Origin of the sequence: Nakamurella antarctica, assembly GCF_003860405.1 — a bacterium.
Taxonomy (GTDB): Bacteria; Actinomycetota; Actinomycetes; order Mycobacteriales; family Nakamurellaceae; genus Nakamurella; species Nakamurella antarctica.
The window spans coordinates 1,905,963-1,927,206 of record NZ_CP034170.1 but is presented as its reverse complement, the minus strand read 5'-3'; the positions used below and the strand labels follow the sequence as shown (position 1 = coordinate 1,927,206).

The following is a 21,244-nucleotide window of genomic DNA, read 5'->3' as shown; positions in this document are numbered from 1 at the left end:
GTCATCACTGACCGGACGGGCGCTGTTGTTTTCTGCTCACAACTGCCTTCCCGCTGAGTAAAGGATCGTCGATTTCGATGACATCGTCACTGCCCGACAAGCCAGCCGCAGAGCTGATCAGGGAATATGCCGAACTAGAGCAGCGTCTCGCAGACCCGGCGATCCACTCTGATCAGGGCCTCGCCCGCAAGCTCGGACGCCGATATGCCGAACTTGCGCCGATCGTTCGGACCGCAAACGAACTCGAAACCGCCAAGGAAAATTTGGCGACGGCTCTTGAATTTGTTGCAGAGGATTCATCATTTGCCGCCGAGGTAGAAACTTTGAAGCCGCAGGTGCTCAGGCTGGAAGAAGACCTTTCCGACCTGCTCGCACCCCGCGATCCGGATGATGCCAAAGATGTCATCGTCGAGGTGAAGGCAGGTGAGGGCGGTGACGAATCAGCATTATTTGCTGGTGACCTTCTGCGGATGTATCTGCGCTACGCGGAGCGGCATGGGTGGAAAACCGAAATTCTCTCGGCCAGCGAATCAGACTTAGGCGGCTATAAGGATGTAACCGTTGCAGTGAAAGCTAAGGGCACCCCAGCCCCAGCCGATGGAGTGTGGGCCAAGCTGAAGTTCGAGGGTGGCGTGCATCGCGTCCAACGCGTGCCCGTGACCGAATCGCAGGGACGAATCCACACCTCCGCCGCGGGCGTTTTCGTTGCACCCGAAGCAGAGGACGTCGACGTCACCATTGACGCCAACGATCTGCGGATCGACGTCTTCCGCTCGTCAGGACCAGGTGGCCAATCTGTCAACACCACCGACTCCGCAGTCCGCATCACGCATATTCCCACCGGCATTGTGGTCTCGTGCCAAAACGAAAAATCTCAGCTCCAGAATAAAGAGCAGGCTATGCGAATCCTTAGGTCACGGATGCTGGTGGCTGCCCGCGACGAGGCCAACGCCCTTGCGGCCGATGCACGCCGTTCACAGGTGCGCACTGTTGATCGTTCGGAACGGATTCGTACGTACAACTTTGCTGAGAATCGCATCGCCGATCACCGCGTCGGATATAAGGCTTATAACCTCGACGCGGTGCTTGGGGGCGACCTCGATGCTGTGTTGGACGCACTCGAAACCGCAGACCGCAACGAACGATTGGCCGGGAGCCACTGACATGGCAAGAGAATCGCTGCGCGTGGCGGTCATGGCTGCCGTTCAGGTGTTGGGTGATGCCGGGGTTCCCTCCGCCCAGGTCGATGCCGAACTTCTCGCTGCCCACTTGCTGGGAATCGAGCGCACCAGGCTCGGTCTCACCCCGTTGGTCGAAGGGGAGTGGGTTGAGCGGTACCGCGAAGTTATCTCCCAACGGGCGCGCCGGATTCCCTTGCAGTACCTCACAGGGCAGGCTCACCTGGGATCAGTCACCGTCGAGGTGGGGCCCGGTGTCTTCATTCCGCGGATGGAAACCGAAGTACTGCTTGCCTGGGCTGTGCAGAGCCTCGCGCAGATCCAAGCTCCGGTGGTGGTGGACCTGTGTTCCGGTAGCGGGGTGATTGCACTCGCGATCGCAGTTGCGCGTCCAGACGCCACGGTGTATGCCGTAGAGCGCTCGGCTGGCGCACTTGCGTGGGCGAGGCGCAACGCCGACAGACATCGAGCTGGTGGCGGCACACCCATCCACATTCGAGGCGGCGATTTCACCGACGAACGGCTTTTGACCGACCTCGATGGGGTAGCTGATCTTGTCACCGCGAATCCCCCCTATGTCCCCGAGGGCACAAAGGTCGAGCCGGAAGTGGCAGATCACGATCCGCACGAAGCGGTTTTTGCCGGCGCAGATGGGCTCGATGCCATCAAGCCGCTCATTTCGGTGGCCGCGGGACTTCTTAAACCCGGTGGTTATTTGGCTATCGAACACGACGACACCCACGGTGATTCGGTTCCGGCTCTGCTCTCTGCCCGCCGCATCCTGGCAGACGTCACCGAACATCACGATCTTGCGGGCCGTCCCCGTTTCGTGACCGCCCAGCGGGTTCGCCTACAGCGCTGATGCCACACTGGCAGCAGTCCGGTGCGACCACAAGCCGCGCCGGGAGAAAGAAAATTTTTCGGATAGGAAGATTATCGCGTGAGTGTTTTTGATTGCATCGACCCGGTGACCCGTCGCGACGGTCTCGATGCGGCCATCACCGCCGCGCGCGGTGGCAGGCTCGTGGTGATGCCCACGGATACGGTTTACGGTGTGGGCGCTGATGCGTTTAATCAGTCTGCGGTGCGAGACCTACTGGCAGCTAAAGGCCGCGGACCGGCGATGCCGGTACCCGTACTAGTCGGATCGTGGGCCACTTTGGACGGCTTGGTGCTGTCAGTTCCGCCGATCGCCCGCAAACTGATGGAAGCGTTCTGGCCAGGCGGACTCTCGCTGATCGTGGAGCATGCACCGTCGCTTTCCTGGAATCTGGGGGATAGCCGCAATACTGTGATGGTCCGAATGCCTCTGCATCCGGTGGCGCTGGAACTTCTGCGCGCGGTCGGACCGATGGCGGTTTCGAGCGCAAACATTAGCGGTTCGCCCGCTGCGACTACGGCTGGCGAGGCGCAGGCCCAGCTGCGGGACAAGGTTGGCGTGTACCTGGACGGCGGGCGCGCGAACATTGGAATTGCGTCGACGATTATCGATTTAACGGGCGAAATTCCGGTGGTTCGGCGCGAAGGCGCGGTATCCCTGGATCGAGTTCGTGAGGTCGCACCGGATATCGCGCTGCCGTCTGCGAGCTGACGGTGCGAAGCGCGCCGGTTAGGCTGGCACTGTGAACAGCGCCATCCCACTGCGTGAATATGCACTCGTATTCGCCACGGCGGTAGCTGTCACGTTCGTCGTCACCGGGATTGTGCGGATAGTGGCAAGAAAGATCGGTGCTGTTACCCCAATCCGAGATAGGGATGTGCACTCGGTTCCCACGCCGCGGCTTGGCGGGGTGGCGGTCTACATCGGTGTGGCAGCAGCGTTCTTGATGGCGCGTAACCTACCGACCCTCAAAGACGCTTTCGCGGGAAACACCGAAATCCTCGCCGTGCTGATCGCAGGGGGGCTCATCTGCCTCGTAGGCGTGCTCGACGACCGCTTTGATCTTGATGCCATTAGCAAGCTTGCCGGTCAGATATTGGCGGCGGGCCTCCTGGTGGTATTCGGGGTCCAGTGGCTGATCATCCAACTCCCGGGTTCAGCGGAAGATGGGCCAACGACGCTCGTTTTCGGGCGAAATGAGCAGGTGATCATTACCGTACTTCTGACGGTGCTGCTGATCAACGCGATGAACTTTATTGATGGCCTCGATGGTCTGCTGGCCGGTGTCGCGCTCATCTCCGCGGCAGCAACCTTTATCTTCTCCGTGCATCAGTACACGACATCTACTGCGGCGTCGGCAGCCCCACCACCTCTGATGGCGGCGGCCCTGGCGGGTGCCTGCATTGGCTTCCTGCCGCATAACTTCTTCCCGGCGAAGATATTCATGGGTGACTCGGGAGCTATGTTCATTGGCTTGCTGATGGCAGCGGCGATCAGCAGTGCATCTTTCAAAGTCGACCCTTCGCTCTTTGGGCTCCGCACCAACATCGCTCTGTTGGCCCCTCTCATTGTTGCCTTGGCAGTGGTGTTCATCCCGGTGCTCGATTTTCTCCTCGCCGTTATTCGAAGAACTATGGCTGGCAAAAGCCCTCTCACAGCCGACAAGCGGCACCTGCACCACCGCATGCTGGCCATCGGCCATTCACACAGGCAGGCCGTTCTTATTTTCTATTTGTGGGCGCTCGTCGTGGCTGGGGGAGCGGTGTCCTTGGCGTTGGTTGCCAGATGGCAGGACATGATTTATTGGTGGCTGGCATCGGTGGCGCTGGCGCTCGTGGTGTCCGTACAGCCGTTGCTGCGGGCCCAGTCCCGTAAGCAGCGTCGCGAGCGGCTGGAAGCGGACGCGCGAGCCCTGGGTGGTTCCATCAACCTGCAGAAGCGATCATCACCCAGCAGGACAAAGGCAGAAGGCACAGATGTTTGAAGATAACGAAGAGACAAAAAAGCCTGGCCCTCCCGCTCTGGATCTTCGTGCAGTCGAGCGTGCGGCGGCGCGCAGCCGATCCGGTGGGGTGTGGTCCCTTGGTCATCTTCGGGTGTGCTGGATCGCCCTGGGTGCCTTCGGAGTGGTGGTGATCAGCGTCGCGGGTGCGGTGTGCGGAGCCGGAGCGGCAACCGGCGCGCTGATCGGCGCGCTCATCGTTGGGTTATTTTTCACCGCCTCAACAGTCGTGATCGCAAAATTGGGTGCGAAGAGCCTGAAGTTAGTGATGCCGGCTGCTCTGGCTACGTACGTCATTAAGATCGTCGCACTTGGCGTAGTGCTGACGGTGATGCCGCGCGACGGATTCGTGGACACGCGCTGGATGGCTGGCACTGTGGGCTTGGGGGTCTTCGTCTGGCTGGGCGCGCACATGCGCTACATTTGGACCACCAAGATCTTCTATGTTGATCCGAAATGACACCGTATCAACTCCTGTTCAGGAGTCAGATGTGTTGTGGCGGCTAGGAATCCACCTAGCTGACACGTTCGGGCCAAGAGAGAAACCTGCTACCCGCGGTGCGGGTTTACCCGATGGTTACTGATACGATTCCTAAGCCATGAAGACACGAACCAAAGTTGTTTCGCCTCGTAGCGGCAACAGCGATGGCTGGGCCGTCATGACAACCTTGATCGGCGGTTTCCTGATCTGGGGTTTCCTGGGATGGCTCGGAGATCGTCTGCTGGGAACATCGTTTCTGGCGCCGGTGGGTCTGATCGCCGGGATGTGTCTGGGGATTTACGCAGTAGTCGCCAGGTTCGGCAAAGCGCCAGAGCTAAATGACTCACAAGCACCGACGAAGACTTCACTCACTGATCCGGGTGCATGGAGGTACGCGCAGCTGGCCAGAAAGAACGTGGCTAACAGCGAAAGTTCGACTACCTCGGTTCAGAGAGATTCAGCGTAGAACTGACGCGCAGGCGTGATTTGCTGACAGCACCACAGACAGACCTCCATAGACGCACCACCACCTACCGACCACCACAGGCCGCACCGGCCAGTACCCCGGGGAGATCGAGTGTCCTTGAGCCTGACCGTCGTCGGACAATTCCTTGCCGAGGGAGACGAAAAGTTCACGACTCCTAGTGTCGAGCACTCGTTTTTCTTCGACAAGATTGGTGACGGCACCGTCATCGCCTCCGTCAAAGCAATGGTTCTTTTGGTATTGGGAACCGCTTTGATCATTGCCTTCTTCGTCGCGTCTGCACGCCGGGCGGCAATATTACCCAGCAAATTTCAGTTCACTGGAGAATCCATTTATGGATTCGTCCGCAACGGAATTGCCATCGAAGTTCTGGGCCAGCACGGTAAAAAGTGGGCCGGCTTCTTGGCATCACTGTTTGTTTTCGTACTGGTAATGAACTTGTGGGAATTAGTCCCACTCGCCCAGCTGCCCGTGACCTCGCACTTCGCGATCCCGGTTCTCCTTGCTGCCATCATCTGGGTGATTTATAACTACGTAGGCATCAAGAAGCACGGCCTCTTGGGATACCTCAAGTTGTCCTGTGTGATCCCTGGGGTTCCCGTGGCGATGCACATCCTGTTGATTCCCATTGAATTTCTTTCAAACATCATCTTGCGTCCGTTCACGTTGTCGGTGCGTCTGTTCGCCAACATGTTTGCCGGCCATATGCTGGTCGTGGTGGCTGCCACCGGCGTGCTCTACCAGCTTGAATCCGGTGGCGCTGGATACGCACTCTTCGTTCTCCCCGGCATCGCCAGCGTTGGTTTGGTGTTCTTCGAGCTCATGGTGTGCGCTCTCCAGGCCTACGTGTTCACTCTTTTAGCTGCTATCTACCTCGAGTCCTCCTTGGCGGACTCGCACTAAATCTTGTTCATCGGCCAGACGCAGAGCTGACCAACGAGCACACGGATTTTTTACCGTATTTTGCCAGTTTTACCTGGTTCGCACCGGCGAGACCAGCGATTCAGATGTGTCCCACCGAAAGGGAGAAAGACTCCAATGTCCGTCGTTTCCAATCTCGCCGATGTCCAAATCATCGGTAACCTCGGTTCCATCGGCTACGGTCTTGCAGCGATCGGCCCCGGCATCGGTGTAGGTATCGTGTGGGCTTCCTACATCACCTCCACAGCTCGCCAACCGGAATCCGCTGGACTCACGCGTACGTACGCCTTCCTTGGCTTCGCGGTATCGGAGGCTCTGGCACTTCTGGGCTTCGTCGTCCCGTTCATTCTCCCCACCAGCTGATCCGGGCAGTTCGTCCGTCCGCGTCACCATGAGTGAAGGAGTGTGATCGCCAATGGTTAACCTGGCTTTAGTCAACGAAGCAGCAGAAGGCGAGACTCAGGTCCTCGGTCTGCCCATCGGTGAAATCATCATCGGGCTTGTGTGCTTTGCGATTCTCGTTTTCGTTCTTAGCAAACTGGCGTGGCCTCAGTTCGAGAAGGCCTATGCAGCAAGAACGAAAGCAATCGAGGGTGGCATCGAAGAGGCGCAGGCCGCGCAGAAGGAAGCTCGTGCAGCTTTGGAGGAGTACCAGCGGCAGCTCGCGGGGGCTCGTGAAGAAGCAGCGAAAATCCGCGAGGAAGCCCGCGTGTCGGCTCACTCCATCCGCGAGGATCTACTTGCTCAGGCACATGCCGAAACAGAGCGGATTGCCGCCTCGGGTCGCTCGCAGCTTGCCGCCCAGCGCGCCACGATTATTGCGGAACTCCGCTCTGATCTTGGGCGGATGTCAGTGGACCTCGCTAGCAAAGTAGTGGGGGAGTCGCTCACAGACGAAGCGCGTCAACAGCGAACAGTCGAGCGTTTCCTCGCGGAGCTGGAAAGCTGATGCGCCACCTCGCTTCCCGCCAATCCCTGAGCAAAGCATCGGATGCTCTGTTGTCCAATGCAGCGACGCTGGATGACACCGGGCTGGGCGCTCTTGGCCAGGACCTTTCAGCAGTAGCTGGAGCATTGTCAAAAGCGCCGTCGCTGCGGCGGACCTTGTCCGACAACACGACGGCGGCCGATGCAAAATCGGGGATAGTTGCCCAATTGTTCGGTGGCAAGGTCGGCTCGGCTGCGGCCAAGGTTCTTGACGTCGTGGCACGAAGCGAGTGGTCCACAGGCGGCGACTTGGCCGAAGCTCTGTATCAGCTCGGTCGAATCGCCCTTTTCCTACGCGCAGAGCGCTCAGGAGAATTGGACGCTATCGAGGACGAAATATTCAGATTCGGACGCATCGTCGATGCCAGTCCGAATCTGAGCGCAGTCCTCGACGACCCGCTGGCGCAGCCAGCAGATCGAGCAGCATTGGTGGCGCGGCTGCTCGAGGGCAAGGCTCATCCCTTATCGGTGGCTCTGCTGACCGAGCTTGCTCGGGACCCGCGTGGCCGGTCGTTCAATTCTGGGATCGGCGAGTTGGTTACCCAAGCCGCCGCTCGCAAGGACAAATTGGTGGCTGTTGTTACCAGCGCAGTGGAACTCAACCTGGAGCAGCGCAATCGATTGACCGCGGGCCTGGTCAGGGTTTACGGCCGACCGGTAGCTGCCCATGTCGTGGTTGATCCGCAGATTCAGGGCGGGTTGGTCGTGCGTGTGGGCGATGAGGTAATTGATGGCAGTGTCGCCGGTCGTTTGACGGCACTGCGGTCGAAGTTGGCTGGCTGACCCACGTTGACGACCATGACACGTAGTGCTTTTTTCACATCTGTTTACATCACGAGAACTAACACGAGAACGGGAACGCGATGACCGAGTTGACGATCTCCGCTGATGAGATCCGCTCCGCGATCGATGGCTATGTTGCTGGCTACACACCTGAGGTAACTCGGGAAGAAGTAGGCATCATCGCCAGCACCGGTGACGGAATTGCCACGGTTGAGGGCTTGCCATCGGCGATGGCCAATGAGCTTCTCCAGTTCCCCGGTGGGGTTCTTGGCGTGGCTTTGAACCTGGATGTGCGCACTATTGGTGCGGTCATCCTCGGCGATGCCAATACGTTGGAAGAGGGCCAGCAGGTCACTCGGACCGGAGAGGTGTTGTCGGTCCCCGTAGGCGACGCCTTCCTGGGCCGCGTGGTTAACCCACTGGGTGACCCGATCGACGGTCTGGGCGAGATCGTCGCCGAAACCCGTCGCCCGCTGGAGTTGCAGGCTGCGTCGGTGATGGAGCGCCAGAGCGTCAGCGAGCCAATGCAGACCGGGATCAAAGCCATCGATGCCATGACCCCGATTGGCCGAGGTCAGCGGCAGCTCATCATCGGTGACCGAAAGACCGGTAAGACTGCGGTCTGTGTCGACACCATCATCAATCAAAAGTCGAATTGGGATTCCGGTGATCCCCACAAGCAGGTTCGTTGCATCTACGTGGCCATTGGCCAAAAGGGCACAACCATCGCTGCCGTGCGTAAGTCTCTGGAAGAGGCTGGCGCCCTGGAATACACCACGATCGTCGCCTCTCCAGCTTCTGATTCTGCTGGCTTCAAGTGGCTTGCCCCTTACACGGGCTCGGCGATCGGTCAGCATTGGATGTATGCCGGCAAGCACGTTCTGATCATTTTTGATGATCTGTCAAAGCAAGCTGAGGCCTACCGGGCTATTTCGTTGCTACTCCGGCGCCCGCCGGGCCGCGAGGCATACCCCGGCGACGTCTTCTACCTTCACTCTCGATTGCTCGAGCGTTGTGCGAAGCTGTCGGACGAATTGGGCGCCGGGTCCATGACGGGGCTCCCGATCATCGAGACCAAGGCGGGGGATGTTTCGGCGTTCATCCCGACAAACGTCATTTCCATCACCGACGGTCAGGTCTACCTTCAGTCCGACCTTTTCAACTCGGGCGTCCGTCCTGCCATCAACGTTGGTATTTCCGTGTCCCGCGTCGGCGGCGCCGCCCAGGTGAAGGCAATGCGGTCGGTTTCGGGCACATTGCGGCTTGACCTGTCGGCATATCGCGAGCTGGAAGCCTTCGCAGCTTTCGGTTCAGACTTGGACGCTACATCGAAGCGCGCTCTCGATCGCGGGGCTCGGTTGGTTGAATTGTTGAAGCAGCCGCAGTACGCGCCGTACAGCGTCGCCGAGCAAGTGGTGGCGATTTGGGCTGGAACCAAGGGGCATCTGGACCGGGTCCCGGTTGCAGATATTCGACGCTTCGAATCTGAATTCCTGGAGTCGATCCGGCACACCAGCAGCGGACCTTACGAAACCATCGCAAGCACCAACCTTCTCAACGCCGAAACCGAAGCCGCCCTTGTTTCCGCCATTGAGAACTTCACCGCCGGATTCACCACCTCTGACGGCACCATCCTTGGCCGCGAGGCTGAGGTTGCTGCCATGGATGCGAAGGAGCTGGGCCAGGAAAAGGTCCAGGTTCGTAGCGCCAAGCGGAGCAGCTGACGCCGATGATGTTGATACCTGCGAAAACCTCGGAAGGGGGATGAGATGGCAGCACAGGTAAGGGATCTGAAGAACCGCGAGCGCAGCGTTCGGAAGACCCAGAAAATCACGAAAGCGCAAGAGCTGATCGCGACGTCGCGTATTGCGAAGGCGCAAGCGGCAGTGCGAGCCTCCCAGCCCTATTCGAAGCTCATCACCGAAGTGCTTTCCGCGCTAGCTTCTGCTTCGACGCTTGATCACCCCATGCTGAACGAGCGGCCAAATCCGACCCGTGCCGGCATCTTGCTCATCACTTCCGACCGCGGACTGTGCGGTGGATACAACGCCAACGCCATCAAGCGTGCTGAGGAACTCAGCTCCTTATTGCGTTCCGAGGGAAAAACTCCGGTGCTGTACATCATTGGGCGGAAAGGCTTGGGCTATTACAGCTTCCGCCAGAAGCCGGTTGTCGCTTCGTGGACGGGCTTCTCCGAGAAGCCCACCTTCATTGACGCGGAAAAGGCCGCCGAGACTGTCATCGAAGCATTCCTCGTGAGTTCCGAAGGCATCACAGCAGACGGAGCGCAGGGCATCGACGAATTGCATTTGGTGAACACGCAGTTCCGTTCCATGATCTCGCAGGTGGCGCAGGCGTCACGGATCGCTCCCCTCGAGGTCGAATATGTCGATGCGGATGAGGCCAACCACACGCAGGGCGCCCTCCCTTCGTACGAATTCGAGCCCCAGTCTGAGCTGTTGCTCGATGCATTGCTCCCCAGATACGTGAACACCAGGATTTACGCCGCTCTGCTTGACTCAGCGGCGAGCGAGTCGGCGGCACGTCGCGCGGCATGCAAGTCGGCCACCGATAACGCTAACGACATCATCAAGAGACTCAGTCGGGAAGCCAACCAGGCTCGCCAGGCTCAGATCACCCAGGAACTCTCCGAGATTGTCGGCGGCGCCGACTCCCTCGCGTCTGCAGGAAGTGAAGAAAACTGACATGACTGCCGCAACTGCTGTTTCGGGTCGCGTAGTCCGGGTTATTGGCCCGGTCGTCGACATCGAGTTCCCTCGGGGCGAGATCCCCGAGTTGTTCAATGCGCTTAAGACCGATGTCACAGGTCTTGGCGACACCCGCACACTAACGCTTGAGGTTGCTCTGCACTTGGGAGACGGCGTTGTCCGAGCCATCTCCATGCAGCCGACCGACGGACTCGTTCGTGGCGCCTCGGTATCTGATTCGGGTTCGCCCATCTCGGTGCCTGTGGGCGAAGCGGTGAAGGGGCACGTATTCAATGCGCTCGGCGAGTGCCTTGATGCCCCCGGAAGCACGGACTCCGTCGAACGGTGGCCGATCTATCGACGCCCGCCGTCTTTCGATCAACTCGAGGGTAAGACGGAGCAGCTCGTTACCGGGATCAAGGTTATCGACCTTCTTACTCCGTATGTACAGGGCGGGAAGATTGGTCTGTTTGGTGGTGCAGGTGTTGGTAAGACCGTCCTCATCCAGGAAATGATCACCCGTGTCGCCAAGAACTTCGGTGGAACCTCGGTGTTCGCCGGCGTTGGGGAGCGCACCCGCGAGGGCAACGACCTCATTACCGAAATGACCGAGTCCGGAGTTATTAACGACACCGCGCTGGTCTTCGGGCAGATGGATGAGCCGCCGGGAACTCGGATGCGCGTCGCACTGTCGGCCTTGACCATGGCGGAATACTTCCGGGACGTGCAAAACCAAGACGTGCTGTTGTTCATCGACAACATCTTCCGCTTCACGCAGGCCGGTTCTGAGGTTTCGACCCTGCTTGGCCGGATGCCCTCTGCCGTGGGTTATCAGCCCACGCTGGCAGATGAAATGGGTGAGCTGCAGGAGCGAATCACCTCCACCCGCGGTCACTCGATCACATCACTGCAGGCCATTTATGTGCCTGCAGACGATTACACCGACCCCGCGCCGGCAACGACGTTCGCGCACCTCGACGCAACAACAGAGCTCGCACGGTCAATCACGGAAAAGGGTATTTATCCCGCCGTCGACCCGCTTTCATCGACCTCGCGGATCCTGGATCCGCAGTACGTCGGTGACGAGCACTACCGCGTGGCGCAAGAAGTGGTCCGGATCCTGCAAAAGTACAAGGAACTCCAGGACATCATCGCGATTCTCGGAATGGACGAACTGTCGGAAGAGGATAAGTTACTGGTAGGACGTGCACGGCGGATGGAGCGCTTCCTGGGCCAAAACTTCTTCGTTGCGAAGCAGTTCACGGGCATGGATGGCTCTTACGTAGAGATGGCCGACACCATCGCGGCGTTCGACGCCATTGCCAAGGGCGATTACGACCACATTCCAGAGCAGGCGTTCTTGAACGTCGGTGGTTTGGATGACGTCGAAGCCAAGGCCAAGGAGCTTCAGAAGTAGTTTCTTGCGGTGGTTGATCGGTACTCCATCGGGTGGCATCGCGGTAGCTGTTCGCGACGTCACCCGATGGGCGTAACTGTGCGGTGTGTAGTCAGATAGGATCGAAATACGTCTCGGTTGCTCGTCCTCACGTGAGGGCCAGCAGCCGCCATCGCAGCAAAAGGGGTTTCCGTGGCGGAAATGCACGTTGAACTGGTAGCAGTAGAGCGCGAGATCTGGTCTGGACCCGCGGCTTCCATCGTTGCGCGCACCACCGAAGGCGATATTGGAATTTTGCCGGGTCACGCTCCGTTGCTGGCTCAGCTGAAGGAAGGCTTCGGCGCCAAAATTATTCATCCTGATGGGACGGAAACTGGCGTGGCCGTCCACGGCGGTTTCCTCTCCGTTACCAAAACAAAAGTTTCCATTTTGGCCGAAGACGCCCAACTGGCTGATGAAATTGATATCAATGCCGCGCGCGCGGCCTATGACGTCGCTCGCAGGCATGAGACATCGGTCGAATCGGCGGATTTGCTTCGAGCTCGTGCGCAGCTGATGGCTGTGGGACAACAGGTCTAAGAAGCTTCGAGGACGGATCTGATCATGCACAGCCTAGAGATCGGCGGCCTTTCGCTGCTGATCTTGGCTGTCCTTGTCATCGTCTTTATTGCAATCAGGCGGTTCACGCTGTCGCGGGCGGGCGCGATAGACATGTGCTGGCGCAACAGTCTCGATGCCGATAGCAAGGGCTGGTATTTAGGTCTTGCCAAGTTCGACGACTCCGATCTTCTGCTGTACCGGTCCTTCTCCCCGTTTCCCATCGCGTCTCGCATCTTGCGAAGAGGTGAGCTGATGCTGGGAGAGCGGCGGTCGCCCGCAGGGACCGAGGCCGATCTGCTGCCCATCGGAGCAGTGATCATTCGGTGTACGGATAGCAGGGGCGCATTTGAGCTCGCGATGTCTGAGCAAGCCACCACCGGAGTGCTGTCGTGGATCGAATCGTTGCCGCCGAGTAATCAGCCGACTTCCAATAAGCGTTCTCCGTAGGCACCTCTGGCTGCGAGTCTTGGCCCAGAAGCGGATGTTAGCGGTCGCCGCCCGGAACCCACTTGATGTCGCCTTCCGGGTTCGCCACTCGACAGAGGATGAAGAGCAGGTCGGAAAGCCTATTGAGGTAGGTCGCTGTCAACGGGTTCGTGCGCGCACCATCAAATTCCATCAACGCCCACACGCTGCGCTCGGTCCTTCTCGTCACCGTGCGCGCTACGTGAAGTAACGCGCTCGCGGGCGTACCGCCCGGCAGGATGAAGGAATCCAACTTCGCTAGAGAATCGTTGTACGAATCGCAGTCTGATTCCAAGCGGTCGATATAGTCGCTAGTAATTCGCAGCGGCGGGTAGGCAGGGTTTTCTGCGATAGGCGTGCACAGGTCAGCCCCGACGTCAAACAGCTCGTTTTGTAATCGTCGAAGCGTGGAAGCAATGTGGGTGCTGGGATTGCCCAATGACAAAACGACTCCGATAGCCGCGTTTGTCTCGTCTGTGTCCGCATATGCGGCGAGTCTTGGGTCGGTTTTGGAGATTCGGCTGAAGTCCGAGAGCCCGGTTGTGCCCTCGTCGCCGGTGCGGGTGTAGATCTTGGTGAGGTGAACGGCCATGTCTTGAGCCTACGGTGAGTGGTGAGTGGCCCGTGCTGGGAGTGGCGGCCACTAGAGTTGATTCCCGTGGAGCAATTTATCGTTACAGGCGGAGCCCGGCTTGCGGGGGTGGTGTCTGTCAGCGGAGCGAAGAACAGCGTGTTGAAGTTGATGGCGGCCTCGCTTCTCGCTGAAGGCGCCACAGTGTTGACAAACTGCCCGGATATTCAAGACCTGCCCTTGATGGCGGATGTGCTCAGGGGTTTGGGCAGTGAAGTCGTCATCGCTGGCGACACAGTCACGATCACCACGCCCGCGGAACCGTCCTACATCGCCGACTTCCCTGCTGTTGCGAAGCTACGTGCTTCCGTTGCAGTGTTGGGTCCCCTGATGGGCCGCTTGCGTCGCGCGCGGGTGGCATTGCCCGGCGGCGATGCTATCGGCTCACGCCCTTTGGATATGCACCAGAACGGCCTCCGTGCTCTAGGTGCAACGATGAACATTCAACACGGGCACGTGGTCGGAAGCGCCACAGAACTGCGGGGTGCGGCGATTGATCTGGAATTTCCGAGTGTGGGGGCAACCGAGAACCTCTTGATGGCAGCCTCTTTAGCGGTGGGAACCACCATTATCGAAAATGCCGCCCGAGAACCCGAAATTGTCGATCTTGCCGTCATGCTGACGCAGATGGGCGCAAAAATAGACGGCGCCGGCTCGAGCACCATCACGGTAGAGGGGGTGAGTGAATTGCACGCAGTCACCCACAGGACGGTGGGAGATCGCGTTGTAGGTGGAACATGGGCATATGCCGCAGCGATCACGCGTGGCGCAATTACCGTGCAAGGAGTGAACCCCGATCATCTGGCTGCACCACTGGAGCGACTGGTACGAGCTGGGGCCGTAGTGAGCGCCGGAGTAGACACATTCACTGTCGAGATGGACGGCAGGCCGCGCGGTGTTGACTTCGTCACGTTGCCCTTCCCGGGGTTTCCAACTGACCTGCAGCCGATGGCGTTGACCCTGGCAGCGGTTTCGCAGGGCCATTCATTGATAACGGAAAATGTTTTTGAGGCGCGCTTTCGGTTCGTTGACGAATTAGTGCGGATGGGCGCCGATGCTCGCACTGACGGGCATCACGCTTCCTTAACGGGTCGCGAGCGCCTCTCAAGCGCACCGGTCTGGGCTACAGATATTCGTGCCGGTGCTGGACTGGTTCTAGCCGGTTTGGTGGCCGAAGGGGAAACAGAGGTTAATGAAGCCTGGCACATCGATCGTGGATACCCCCACTTCGTCGAAGACTTGGTCTCCTTGGGCGCAACGGTGCGCCGTCACCTCACCACCGGCTGATCTGCGGTCCTGCTCAGAGAGCAGCCATCTGCCATTGGGCCGCAGTGAAAGGCTTACCGCCGCAGAGTGTTTCCTGAATTTGTGGTCCATGCGATCTCGTCAAACGGATGTGGCGCGCGCGACCTCGTACCTGTGCGGATACGACACAGGAATTCTTGTCGTCAGAGGAAATGACCTCTTCGTTGATGATGACGTCGTCGAGGGGTGCTGGGCCAATCTCAGTGCGCCAGATGATGTCCGCGGTTTGCGCGGCTGGCGACAGGTCAGCGCGGCCGCGTAGGCCGCCAGGATGGACGAGTCCCGAGATGGCTGCGTGCGCAACTTCGAGTGCGAGTTCCTCCGTGAGCCTGCCGTAGGAGTACCCGGAGGGGAGCACGAGCATGGTTGGGGCGAAGCGATGACCGCCGATGTGGCTTATCTCAAAAATCTTCGAACTCGGGAGCTCCTGAGCAAGGCGCTCCGCCACAGGTCGCCCCTGAATCGCGCAGCACCTGTCGCGCTTTCCGTTGGTGCACACTGCAAATAATGGCGCGCTGGGGACTGCTGGAGCCAGCGTCGCTGCCACGATGCTCTCAGCCGTCGGCACGGACCCGGCCGGAAGTTCGACGAGCAGTCCGTCATGCCCGATTCTTCCCACGAATTGCGCATATGGGTCTTGGTCAGCCGAGCGACCCAGAGGGCGGATGGCGAAGGGTCGCAGGCCGTCATCGGTCAGCGTCGATAGCGTGGCCGCGTCCTGACCGAAAACGATAGACGCGGATTCCTCCGCAACATTTGAGGACCAATTGCGGCGGTGGTCGATGAGAACGAAGCTAGCAAATCGGGAGCTTGTTCCGCGAAGATCATCGCCAGCTTCAAGGTCGGCCCGTGAACACAACAGGTCAGGCGCGGACTCGGTCCTACTGCACTCGATCATCCCCCCATCCTGCCGCACATGAGGGTCCACGAGTGCGGCGCGAGAGCCGTTAAGCTGCGATGGTGCGCCTGGTAATAGCTCGTTGTTCCGTTGACTACGCGGGTCGGTTGACCGCTCACCTACCGCTTGCCACCCGGCTGCTGCTGATCAAGGCAGACGGGTCGGTGTCAATCCACGCCGACGACCGCGCCTACAAGCCGCTGAACTGGATGAGTCCGCCTTGCTGGTTGGTCGAGGAAGCGCCCCACCTATGGCGCGTACAAAACAAGGCTGGCGAGCAGCTCGTCATCACACTGGAAGAAATTCTGCACGACACGTCGCACGAATTAGGCTTTGATCCGGGCCTGGTGAAGGACGGTGTTGAAGCTCACCTGCAAGAGCTGCTGGCTGATCAAGTAGAGCTGCTGGGCACAGGGTTCACCTTGGTCCGCCGGGAGTTTCCGACACCGGTCGGTCCAGTGGACTTGTTGTGTCGCGATGCGAATAACAAAGTGGTGGCGGTGGAGATTAAACGACGTGGGGATATAGACGGCGTCGAGCAGCTGACCCGGTACCTGGATCTCCTTGGGCGTGATCCGCTCCTGGCGCCGATCACGGGAGTATTTGCGGCGCAGCAGATTAAGCCACAAGCGCGCACTCTGGCCGAAGACAGGGGCATCCGCTGCGTTGTCCTGGATTACGAGGCAATGCGTGGTGTCGATGACCCGAGTGTGCGGCTGTTCTAGGCGGGGGAGGTGATATCGGGGGCGGTGACTGAGGCAACCGAAGTGTTTCACCTCTCGGCGCAACGGGGGAGTCAGGTCGCGCTGATGCCTGCGGATAACCTGGAATCACGGTCGGCCGCTTCTGGCCGATGCGGGATCACAGTTGCTTATTGGAGGTCAAAAGTGGACGTCAAAATTGGTGTTGCGGACACCGGGCGCGAGCTCGTGGTGAATTCCACGGCCAGCCCTGAGGAAATCGAAGCTCAGGTAGCACACGCGTTCAAAGACCCAAGCTCGACGTTGACTCTCGTCGACGAAAAGGGCCGCAAGGTCTTGATTCCTAGCGCGAAGATTGCGTATGTGGAGATTGCCCCTGCAGACTCGCGGCGAGTTGGCTTCATGGTTGCTGATTGACCGAGGGTAGGCAACGGCTGCTCGATCTGCAGCCCCTTTTCACGCACAAAGATTTAGGCTCGCGCGGTGGCAGGCGAAACACCCTCCACCGCGCGGCTTCTCAGTCTTAATCCTTAATTTGCCGTGGAAACCGTGAGATTCCGCGCCACGCCAATGTGTAAACCATCTCGACTGCTTCCTCTTGCGGCACCTCGCCGCTTTGGGCGAGCCAATACCGAGCGCTCACCTGAGATAGGCCCACGAGACCCGCAGCCAACAACCTGCCATGCGCCGTGTCCACGCCGGTATCGTTGGTAATGGTTTCGGTTATCGCACCCACGCAGGCTTCTGTCATATGGTCGACGATGCGGTCCACCTCGGGTTGTCCAGCGAGATCGGACTCGAAAACCAGGCGGTGACCTTGGCTATCCCCTCCGACGTATCTGAAGATGGCTTCGACAGCGCGGTGCACGCGCACATCGTTGTCGTCCGTTTCGTTGATAGCGGCACGAAGTGCGGCCACCAATTCGTCTGCTGTCTCACTAAGCAATGCGAGGTAGAGTTCCAATTTAGACGGAAAGTGCTGGTAGAGAACAGGTTTCGAAACTCCCGCGCGGTCAGCGATGTCGTCCATGGCTGCGCAGTGATAGCCCTGGCTGACAAAGGCGGATTTCGCTGCCGAGAGCAACTGGGCACGACGAGCGGCCCTGTTCAACCGAGGCGTTGCGCGAGTGAACTGTTCCGTCATCGTTCCTTCGATTCTGTTTTTTGCAAGCAGTGGATGCACTGCACAGCCTGAACCGGTGGGAACGCGGCCTGTCTCCACATTACGGGGATCAGGCGCACTTTCCGTTGGTGACCGACACTGCGGGGACAAGCTTGCGCTTCCGGAAGTACGCCCTGATCGATGGGCTCGAGCACTCGTAATAGGCAGCGCCAACCTGGCTCCGGCCAGAGGGCGTCACCGGGGTTGTTCGATGACGATGGAAAATTGCTCTGTGAGGATGGCAGCTTCGTTCGCTTCGGCAGCCGGGGTCATATACGTGTCCAGGCCATGGGCGCCGAAAGACTCGTCGCTTGTAGGCAACAGACGTGCGCCATAGAGCGGGTCTGCCGGATTGGGCCCCAGCACCTCCACTGCACCAAGCGCTGGAATCCCCAGTCCTTTGGCAAAGGCTTTCCGCCACGAATCTTCATGGGCTACTGGATCATTTTTGTTGGCCATTACCCACTGGTTCGCCGGATCTATTCTGCTCGTGGCCGCGCTGGTCACCATCCCGGTTCCCGGCGAGCCCACGTGGATCACACCATCCGCGGGCATCCCGTACAGCACTGCCGTGCTCCCTACCACCGAACCCCAGGAGTGCAATTCAAGCAGGACGTCGGCATCCACGGGAAGGCTGTTGAGAATGGGTGTGAGTTCGGAGGCCATTTTCTGGCCCTGGAGGGCGACATTTTCCGGGCTCAGCGTTTGTAAGATCTCCTCTGCGACATAGACAACGCCCACCTGTTCGGCGGCGACAAAGGGGGCGAGGGGACCGGCCATGACGATCGAGGCTATGTCGATGTCCATATCGAATTCCTTCGCCCAGGGGGCGTCATACCCCTGGTAGATGATGGCGGCGGTGGTGTCGTTCGGATCGAGTGACGCAGCGTTCTCTAATACCCGATCTACGTGGTCGATGGTGCCCGCTACGGACTTCGGGCCAGTTCCTACGCCGCCTGTCGTGACAAGCACGTGCTCGGCATGGTCGATGTCGCCGAGCCCGATAGCCAGGCCGCCTTGGGGGCTTGGATCAGTCGGCCGATAGACGAGAAGCATCGAACTGCCGGCCTGAACCTCAGCCTTGTCAAGTGCAGCCTCGGCCGTGGCCGCAAAGCTCTGGCGCCACGGATCAGAACTGCGAAGATCTGCCTGCATGCGCTGCTGCAACATCTTGTCCACATCAGAGGGCCGCTGCTGCATTGGCTCAGCTGCAGAAACCGCCACCGGTGGTAGTTGAGCCATGGCCGCGTCGAAGGTCTCGGTAAATGCGCTCACCAATTCCGTCAATGCCTGCGCCAAGCTCGCGCGGAGGGTGGCCAGGGTCTGCGACAGATTTGTCAGTATCTGGGTGACGCGAGGCACCGCGTCCAGGGGAACGTCATTGGAAAAGCAAATGAACTGCAGGGTGGATATCGGGGCTGGATCTGTCAGCCTCGCAATTTCGGTCCCCGCGTGGCCGATGGTTGCCAACGCTTGGTTTTGAATGGATGTCACAGATTCGACGGTGGAGGCAGCAGAGCGAGCGAGCCGCCCAGCAAGGGAGGAGCTTCCGATGAGCGCCCACTCGAACTTGTTGACGCTTGAGGAGGGGCCGGGTGCGCTCCACCCCATCGCCAGATGCTTGAGGGCTGGCTCGCAGAGGTAGACGCCCTCCTGCAAAGCCAGCGAACAGTTCTTGAGATCGGCGATCAAAGGTGCCGCCAGTGTGGGATGTGGAGCGCTCAGGTCCGCTATGTCGGAGGTCAGTTGTGGAAAGCCCCAATTCTGTGCCAGATACTCGATGCTGGGGGCCATCAGGACCCCTCGAGGCAATCGAACCTTAATGCGGCGTCTGCGAGAATTACCGAAAGTTCGCTGGCGTGTGCAGCTGCGGCCGCAGCAAATTGATGGGCGTCGAAGGCTCGCTCGAGCAAAACCGCCTGAGCTTGCATCGCTAGGCCGCCGGAGCCGAACAGTGCTCCCATCGGAAGAGCGGGATCTTGAAAACTCGAGATCTGGTTGAGGACGTCCTGGACATCGGATAACGATTCGGCCGTGTACCGAACCTGGGTGGAATCAAATTCGAGATCGCTCATAAGCCCCCCAAGGCGAGTGTGTGAAACAAAACTGTCGCAGTTTGCTCTCTGGCGAAGCTGCGATCGGCGGCGAATGTGGACAAATTTATGCTTGTGGATAATTTGCCGCTGGTCTAGCTCCTGTCCGCACTTGGTCCACGGACGGGTCCTGCGGGCATCATGGAGGTATGACCTCGCCCATGACGTTCGCCGGGCCCAAAGCTCGTGACGAGCTGGCCGAACACAGCAATGCCAACAGCTGGCCGTACCCGCTCCCACCGCCATTGGATATGGCGTCCCTACCCTGGCCAGGCTCTCCGGTTCACCTCCCTTCGGGGCAGCGGCTCTTCGTCCGTAAAACACCACGCCTGCCGGGCGGCCTTGGCCCAGGTGGGGAAACCACCCTCTACATCCATGGTCTCGGCGGATCATCCACCAATTGGACTGCTGTCGCCGGTCTGGCGGCGGTCCACTCGACTGGTCTCGCCGTCGACCTAGCTGGCTGTGGGCGGTCCGATCCGCCGCTCGGTGGTGATTTCTCTATACGCACACAGGTGACCCAGCTTGCAGAATTAATCCGGGCCACGAGTGCGGTGCCAGTGCACGTGGTCGGGAACTCGTACGGCGGGTATGTGAGTTGTCAGCTTGCTGCGCGGCACCCCGAATTGGTCAAATCGTTAACGCTGATCGCGCCAGCGGTGCCTGACCTCAGGCTTGTCCGCGACCGCGGGGCAGACCCGCGGCTCGCGATGCTCCTGTTGCCCGGCAGCACCAGGGTTGTAGCCAATCAGTTGGCCCTTATTTCCGCAGCCGATCGTGCCGCCGGGATGGCTGCCCTGTGCTTCGGTGATCCCAGTGTGGCGCTGGCATCCGATCTCGAAGCCGCTGCGGCGGATTTGGAGTGGCGATCCGAGCTACCGTGGGCGCACAGCGCCATGATCGAGCAGCTCAAAGGTCTGATGCGCGAATACCTTTCCGGCCCGCAACGGAAGTTCTGGCGCGCAGCGGAAAAGGTGAAGGTACCCACTCTCGTTATCTGGGGTACTCGAGATCGGTTGGTGGATGCCCGGCTAGCTGTCCGCACCGCTGAAGCATTTCCAAACGCTCGCCTACTGATTATGAAAGGTGCCGGACACGTACCCCAGATGGAGCTGCCGGACGCTACGGCGAGAGCAATGCTCGCTCTGTGGTCACAGTGAAGGACTGTCAGTGACGGGCGCGCCGCGCATGGGCGATGCGATAGATATGGCAACCTGAAAATGGTGAGCACTCCTCGCAATGATCCGCCGCGCCGGCCGCCGACATCTCGGCCCGCCGGCCCGGTAGTTGGCCGTCCCCGGCTTCCTGCTGACCGCGTTCCTTATCGACCCGCTGAACGGTCGTCCTCGCGTTCCCCCGTGCTCGCTCGAGGAGAAACCGGTGCGCTCCGTTCACGTTCAGGACGGGACCGCCGGGATCACATCGGAGATGATTTCTACGAAGCTCCGCAACCGCTCCGGGCACAACTGGATCCGATGAAGGATCGCGGGTCCCCTCCGCGCCGGCCAACGAGACCGGTTCGCCAACTCAAGCGCCGCAGCTCCCTGGGATGGTTTTTCCATCGGTATG

Annotated in this window: 24 protein-coding genes; 19 read left to right on the top strand and 5 right to left on the bottom strand. The window is 59.7% G+C overall.

Annotated features, from left to right (window positions below):
- Positions 1 to 77: 77 nt before the first annotated feature.
- From prfA to EH165_RS08355, 15 genes are all read left to right on the top strand, one after another.
- Positions 78 to 1,163 (top strand): peptide chain release factor 1, encoded by a 1,086-nt coding sequence (gene prfA / locus EH165_RS08425; RefSeq protein ID WP_124799072.1) that lies wholly within the window; start codon positions 78 to 80, stop codon positions 1,161 to 1,163.
- Position 1,164: 1 nt separating this feature from the next.
- Positions 1,165 to 2,040 (top strand): peptide chain release factor N(5)-glutamine methyltransferase, encoded by an 876-nt coding sequence (gene prmC, locus EH165_RS08420; protein ID WP_124799071.1) that lies wholly within the window; start codon positions 1,165 to 1,167, stop codon positions 2,038 to 2,040.
- A gap of 78 nt (positions 2,041 to 2,118) precedes the next feature.
- Complete coding sequence (locus tag EH165_RS08415; RefSeq protein WP_124799070.1) at positions 2,119 to 2,769, top strand: L-threonylcarbamoyladenylate synthase; 651 nt, start codon at positions 2,119 to 2,121, stop codon at positions 2,767 to 2,769.
- A 31-nt stretch (positions 2,770 to 2,800) separates the two neighbouring features.
- Positions 2,801 to 4,042 (top strand): glycosyltransferase family 4 protein, encoded by a 1,242-nt coding sequence (locus tag EH165_RS08410; RefSeq protein WP_124799069.1) that lies wholly within the window; start codon positions 2,801 to 2,803, stop codon positions 4,040 to 4,042.
- Positions 4,035 to 4,520 (top strand): Cg1360 family ATP-synthase-associated protein, encoded by a 486-nt coding sequence (locus tag EH165_RS08405; protein ID WP_124799068.1) that lies wholly within the window; start codon positions 4,035 to 4,037, stop codon positions 4,518 to 4,520. The genes EH165_RS08410 and EH165_RS08405 overlap by 8 nt, the downstream gene beginning before the upstream one ends.
- 139 nt (positions 4,521 to 4,659) lie before the next feature.
- Complete coding sequence (locus EH165_RS08400) at positions 4,660 to 5,007, top strand: AtpZ/AtpI family protein (RefSeq protein ID WP_124799067.1); 348 nt, start codon at positions 4,660 to 4,662, stop codon at positions 5,005 to 5,007.
- A gap of 111 nt (positions 5,008 to 5,118) precedes the next feature.
- A complete protein-coding gene (gene atpB / locus EH165_RS08395) occupies positions 5,119 to 5,928 on the top strand; it encodes a F0F1 ATP synthase subunit A (RefSeq protein ID WP_124799066.1) in 810 nt (269 codons plus the stop codon).
- A gap of 135 nt (positions 5,929 to 6,063) precedes the next feature.
- The gene (atpE, locus tag EH165_RS08390) at positions 6,064 to 6,309 is read left to right on the top strand and encodes an ATP synthase F0 subunit C (protein ID WP_124799065.1); all 246 of its coding nucleotides are present in this window, start codon (positions 6,064 to 6,066) and stop codon (positions 6,307 to 6,309) included.
- A 52-nt stretch (positions 6,310 to 6,361) separates the two neighbouring features.
- Positions 6,362 to 6,895 carry a F0F1 ATP synthase subunit B gene (locus EH165_RS08385; protein WP_124799064.1) on the top strand — a complete coding sequence of 178 codons (534 nt, stop codon included), beginning with the start codon at positions 6,362 to 6,364 and terminating at the stop codon, positions 6,893 to 6,895.
- Positions 6,895 to 7,716: a F0F1 ATP synthase subunit delta gene (locus EH165_RS08380; RefSeq protein WP_124799063.1), complete on the top strand. Its 822-nt coding sequence runs from the start codon at positions 6,895 to 6,897 to the stop codon at positions 7,714 to 7,716. Before EH165_RS08385 ends, EH165_RS08380 begins: the two co-directional genes overlap by 1 nt.
- An 80-nt stretch (positions 7,717 to 7,796) precedes the next feature.
- Positions 7,797 to 9,440, top strand: a complete 1,644-nt coding sequence (gene atpA, locus EH165_RS08375; RefSeq protein WP_124799062.1) for a F0F1 ATP synthase subunit alpha — start codon at positions 7,797 to 7,799, stop codon at positions 9,438 to 9,440.
- A 45-nt stretch (positions 9,441 to 9,485) separates the two neighbouring features.
- Entirely contained in the window at positions 9,486 to 10,421 is a 936-nt protein-coding gene (locus EH165_RS08370; protein WP_124799061.1) for a F0F1 ATP synthase subunit gamma, read from the top strand.
- A 1-nt stretch (position 10,422) separates the two neighbouring features.
- The gene (gene atpD / locus EH165_RS08365) at positions 10,423 to 11,841 is read left to right on the top strand and encodes a F0F1 ATP synthase subunit beta (RefSeq protein ID WP_124799060.1); all 1,419 of its coding nucleotides are present in this window, start codon (positions 10,423 to 10,425) and stop codon (positions 11,839 to 11,841) included.
- Between the two features lie 171 nt (positions 11,842 to 12,012).
- A complete protein-coding gene (locus tag EH165_RS08360) occupies positions 12,013 to 12,399 on the top strand; it encodes a F0F1 ATP synthase subunit epsilon (RefSeq protein WP_124799059.1) in 387 nt (128 codons plus the stop codon).
- Between the two features lie 24 nt (positions 12,400 to 12,423).
- Entirely contained in the window at positions 12,424 to 12,867 is a 444-nt protein-coding gene (locus EH165_RS08355; RefSeq protein ID WP_124799058.1) for a DUF2550 domain-containing protein, read from the top strand.
- Positions 12,868 to 12,904: 37 nt separating this feature from the next.
- Here EH165_RS08355 and EH165_RS08350 read toward each other — a convergent pair whose 3' ends face one another.
- Entirely contained in the window at positions 12,905 to 13,477 is a 573-nt protein-coding gene (locus EH165_RS08350) for a cob(I)yrinic acid a,c-diamide adenosyltransferase (protein WP_124799057.1), read from the bottom strand.
- Positions 13,478 to 13,543: 66 nt separating this feature from the next.
- Here EH165_RS08350 and murA point away from each other — a divergent pair, with 66 nt between their 5' ends.
- Entirely contained in the window at positions 13,544 to 14,803 is a 1,260-nt protein-coding gene (murA, locus tag EH165_RS08345) for a UDP-N-acetylglucosamine 1-carboxyvinyltransferase (protein ID WP_124799056.1), read from the top strand.
- A 13-nt stretch (positions 14,804 to 14,816) separates the two neighbouring features.
- Here the strand turns inward: murA and EH165_RS08340 are convergent, their stop codons facing one another.
- Positions 14,817 to 15,719, bottom strand: a complete 903-nt coding sequence (locus EH165_RS08340) for a sucrase ferredoxin (RefSeq protein WP_124799055.1) — start codon at positions 15,717 to 15,719, stop codon at positions 14,817 to 14,819.
- Between the two features lie 62 nt (positions 15,720 to 15,781).
- Here EH165_RS08340 and nucS point away from each other — a divergent pair, with 62 nt between their 5' ends.
- Complete coding sequence (gene nucS / locus EH165_RS08335; RefSeq protein WP_124799054.1) at positions 15,782 to 16,444, top strand: endonuclease NucS; 663 nt, start codon at positions 15,782 to 15,784, stop codon at positions 16,442 to 16,444.
- Between the two features lie 24 nt (positions 16,445 to 16,468).
- Positions 16,469 to 16,837: a DUF3107 domain-containing protein gene (locus tag EH165_RS16180; RefSeq protein ID WP_239020493.1), complete on the top strand. Its 369-nt coding sequence runs from the start codon at positions 16,469 to 16,471 to the stop codon at positions 16,835 to 16,837.
- A gap of 106 nt (positions 16,838 to 16,943) precedes the next feature.
- Here EH165_RS16180 and EH165_RS08325 read toward each other — a convergent pair whose 3' ends face one another.
- The 3 genes from EH165_RS08325 to EH165_RS08315 form a co-directional block, all read right to left on the bottom strand.
- Positions 16,944 to 17,564: a TetR/AcrR family transcriptional regulator gene (locus tag EH165_RS08325; RefSeq protein WP_124799053.1), complete on the bottom strand. Its 621-nt coding sequence runs from the start codon at positions 17,562 to 17,564 to the stop codon at positions 16,944 to 16,946.
- Positions 17,565 to 17,777: 213 nt separating this feature from the next.
- Positions 17,778 to 19,376, bottom strand: a complete 1,599-nt coding sequence (locus EH165_RS08320) for an alpha/beta hydrolase (protein ID WP_124799052.1) — start codon at positions 19,374 to 19,376, stop codon at positions 17,778 to 17,780.
- Entirely contained in the window at positions 19,376 to 19,657 is a 282-nt protein-coding gene (locus EH165_RS08315; protein ID WP_124799051.1) for a hypothetical protein, read from the bottom strand. Before EH165_RS08315 ends, EH165_RS08320 begins: the two co-directional genes overlap by 1 nt.
- 167 nt (positions 19,658 to 19,824) lie before the next feature.
- On the opposite strand from EH165_RS08315, the gene EH165_RS08310 reads away from it, so the two are divergent.
- Complete coding sequence (locus EH165_RS08310; protein ID WP_124799050.1) at positions 19,825 to 20,835, top strand: alpha/beta fold hydrolase; 1,011 nt, start codon at positions 19,825 to 19,827, stop codon at positions 20,833 to 20,835.
- Positions 20,836 to 21,244 lie beyond the last annotated feature (409 nt).